3 protein-coding genes and 1 pseudogene are annotated in these 2,918 nt (G+C 61.0%); 2 read left to right on the top strand and 2 right to left on the bottom strand.

Features of this window, described 5'->3' with window-relative positions; genetic code table 11:
* A pseudogene (locus tag ABT116_RS41750) lies at positions 1-94 on the top strand (DUF3418 domain-containing protein); the annotation flags it as partial.
* 25 nt (positions 95-119) lie between these two features.
* Here ABT116_RS41750 and ABT116_RS41745 read toward each other — a convergent pair.
* Together ABT116_RS41745 and ABT116_RS41740 are read right to left on the bottom strand one after the other, a co-directional pair.
* A complete protein-coding gene (locus ABT116_RS41745) occupies positions 120-494 on the bottom strand; it encodes a hypothetical protein (RefSeq protein WP_351645575.1) in 375 nt (124 codons plus the stop codon).
* Between the two features lie 203 nt (positions 495-697).
* The gene (locus ABT116_RS41740; RefSeq protein ID WP_219468719.1) at positions 698-943 is read right to left on the bottom strand and encodes a hypothetical protein; all 246 of its coding nucleotides are present in this window, start codon (positions 941-943) and stop codon (positions 698-700) included.
* Positions 944-1,866: 923 nt separating this feature from the next.
* Between ABT116_RS41740 and ABT116_RS41735 the strand changes: the two genes are divergently transcribed.
* A complete protein-coding gene (locus tag ABT116_RS41735) occupies positions 1,867-2,769 on the top strand; it encodes an ArdC-like ssDNA-binding domain-containing protein (RefSeq protein ID WP_311052708.1) in 903 nt (300 codons plus the stop codon).
* Positions 2,770-2,918 lie beyond the last annotated feature (149 nt).

The raw sequence follows: 2,918 nt of genomic DNA, 5'->3' as shown, positions 1-2,918 counted from the left end.
TCGCCTCCTCACCGAGGTCGAGGAGCTGGAGCACCGGGCCCGGCGCCGGGACATCCTGGTCGACGACGAGACCCTGTTCGACTTCTACGACCAGCACAAATGCGGCCCGTGAATTGCTCCTACTGAAACTTTTCGGCGGGATCACTCAACAGCCGAGCAAGAGCCCGAACCGTTTTCGGGTCAGTCATATCGCCGCCCCGCGCGCAACCGATCCTCGCACCGGACGCCGCCTCCGCAGCCTGCAACTCCCGATATGCCTCAACAAGCTCAGCACTGGGATTCGCCATCAGCTCCGCTTGACGCTTCTGCTCAGCGTCGCGAGCAACGCGTATCCGCGCCGAAAACTGCTCCTCGCGCCAGATTCCGAAACGGCGACGTTTCCACAGCCCACGAACGTCCGCGCCGGCCATCCATGCCGCGAACTGCTCCTTTTCTCGCTCCCACTTCCGCGGCCGAAAATCCGGACTCCAACTATCCATCAACTTTTCCCCCACCTCGCTTCAACCTGTGGACACGCCCAAATTAGCAGCGTTCAACCACCAAGCGCCGCCGACGAAGATCCGAAACGCACGTCCGACCAGCCGAAACGCGACCAAGCCTCGACCCCCGACGGACAACCCCGGACAGAGAAATGGCCCGACTCAGGGTCGGACCATCCTCATCTCCATTTGCGATTAAGGGCCTACGAACAGCGCCTTCACGCTCTTCGTACCCATCGAACCAACCAGCCCACCAGAATCAGCGGCAACGCCAACGCCACAATCAACACCCGACGCACCAAACCTTTGAATCCAGGGATCCAAACTGCCGACTTCACAAATTCAAGCGCAGCGGGATCCCCAAAAGGAACCTCATACCCCAGCCAGCCTACGACGCGAATCAGCAGGAAAACCACGCTGATCAGACCCCAAACGGCATCCGCTGCCTTGCCGATCACCTGCATGGACCGATCGCCGCGCCACACCTGCGTTGCCAAAGACTCATCCGACCACCAACGAGATCGAGTCCTTTGTCCAGATGCATTCTCTCGACTAGATCCGTTTTCCTCATGTAACTCATTACTTCTATTCATGTGAGTGTCCTTTCGTATCAATTCACATATGTCCCCTTTGAATCAGAATTTCCACACACTTCTGGTGCACTTCCGTTCTTTCTGGGATTGCTGGCCTTCCCGATTTTTCGAGAAGGTAGAGCAATCGTACCAGGTCACACCGACAATCTGCGAGCTTCCCGGAGTCGCGAGACTGAATTGATACACCCGGCAAGAATTGGCTCTCAGCTGCCCGTACAGACACGATAATAATGCTCCGGCACTCCAAGCTGGGTGCATCGTGGCGTATTTACTAACAAGGGCTAAAAGATATCCCCTCTTAGAATACGAGCGAGTTTAAATAGGCCGTTCCTCTTCAGGGAACTCACCGCGAGAGCAGAGCTACCGCGACACCACACGTGGCCGGCCTCCGTCGCTCCCGCACAATCACCCCGCCAGCGCACCGAGTGGGAGGTGCGAACGCCAGGCCCGTTGCGGCGGTGTGTTGGCGCCTGCCCAGCGGCCGGCCACCTTCGGTGTCCTCCGAATTGAGCTCCGCTGCGCTCCGCACCAGCGAAAAGCGTTGATTTGTTTGTCCTTCTGGCCTTCCGATTCTCGTCGGCGGTGACCTGCGCGCAACCCCTGGCGGCGATGCCGGCCCGAGGGCTCCGAGAAATTTTCTCAACCCGCACTCGCACGCTCGCAGAGAAATTTTCCCGGCCCAGGGGTGGCACTCCGGCCCCCTCATGCCGACGCGATTCTCCTTTGCCAGCAGGGCAAAAAAATTGGCGGCCACCGAGCAGGGGGACGCCACCGGATCAGCGGAGGTTCCAGTTATGAGCGCACAGGCGAAGACCACGGCGGACAAGAGCGCAGCGCGCCGCGAGCAGGCCGCCGCACTGCACGAGAGCATCACCGCGAAGGTTGCCCAGCTCACCGACACCGATGCATGGGCCGCCTACCTGACCGCCGCAGCAGCGTTCCACGCGTACAGCTTCAACAACGTGATGTTGATTTTCTCGCAGGCGCCGGACGCGAGCCAGGTCGCCGGATTCCGCAAGTGGCAGGAACTCGGACGCCAGGTCCGCAAGGGCGAAAAGTCGATCAAGATTTTCGGCTACTCGACCAAGAAGATCACCGAAACCGACACCGAGACCGGCGAGGAAACCACTCGCCGAGCAGCACGGTTCCCGATCCTGTCCGTGTTCGACATCGCCCAGACCGATCCGATCGAAGGGCACCCCGCAGCAGCAGCCGAGACCATCACCACCCGACTGCAAGGCGAAGACCCGGCCGCCATCTACACCCGCATCGCACAGGTGATGACGGAACAGGGATGGACCGTCACCCGCGAGCACATCGCCGGAGAATCGAACGGCCGCACCAGCCTCGACGGATCACGCCGCATCATCGTCGACGACACGATCAGCGACGCACAAGCCGCGAAAACGATGATTCACGAAGCCGCTCACGCGCTCATGCACGCCAGCGGAGACATCGACCCCGCCGAGCTGCACCGAGGCCGCGCCGAAGTGGAAGCCGAATCCGTCGCCTACGTCCTGGCCGGATTACTCGGACTGGATACCACCGATTACAGCATCGGCTACATCGCCGGATGGGGAAACGGAGACCTCGAGGTCATCACCGACACAGCCCGCGCAGTCCTGGCGACCGTCCACACCCTCGCCGAGGCACTCGAACCCCGCGCCGACGACGCCGAGGACACCGCAGCCGCATAGACGGCAGCACCCCGCAAACGCAGTGCGACACCGGGCGGGTAGAGGGCGCCCGGTGGGGCCACCGGAATTATAAGAAAGGGCAAAGACATTTGCACCACCCCCCACGAGGGGGGCGGCGACACCATTTTAAGCAAAAACAACGTAGCCGC

Source organism: Streptomyces sp. NPDC002130, assembly GCF_040296465.1.
Lineage (GTDB): Bacteria > Actinomycetota > Actinomycetes > Streptomycetales > Streptomycetaceae > Streptomyces.
This window is presented reverse-complemented; position numbering and strand designations above follow the sequence as displayed.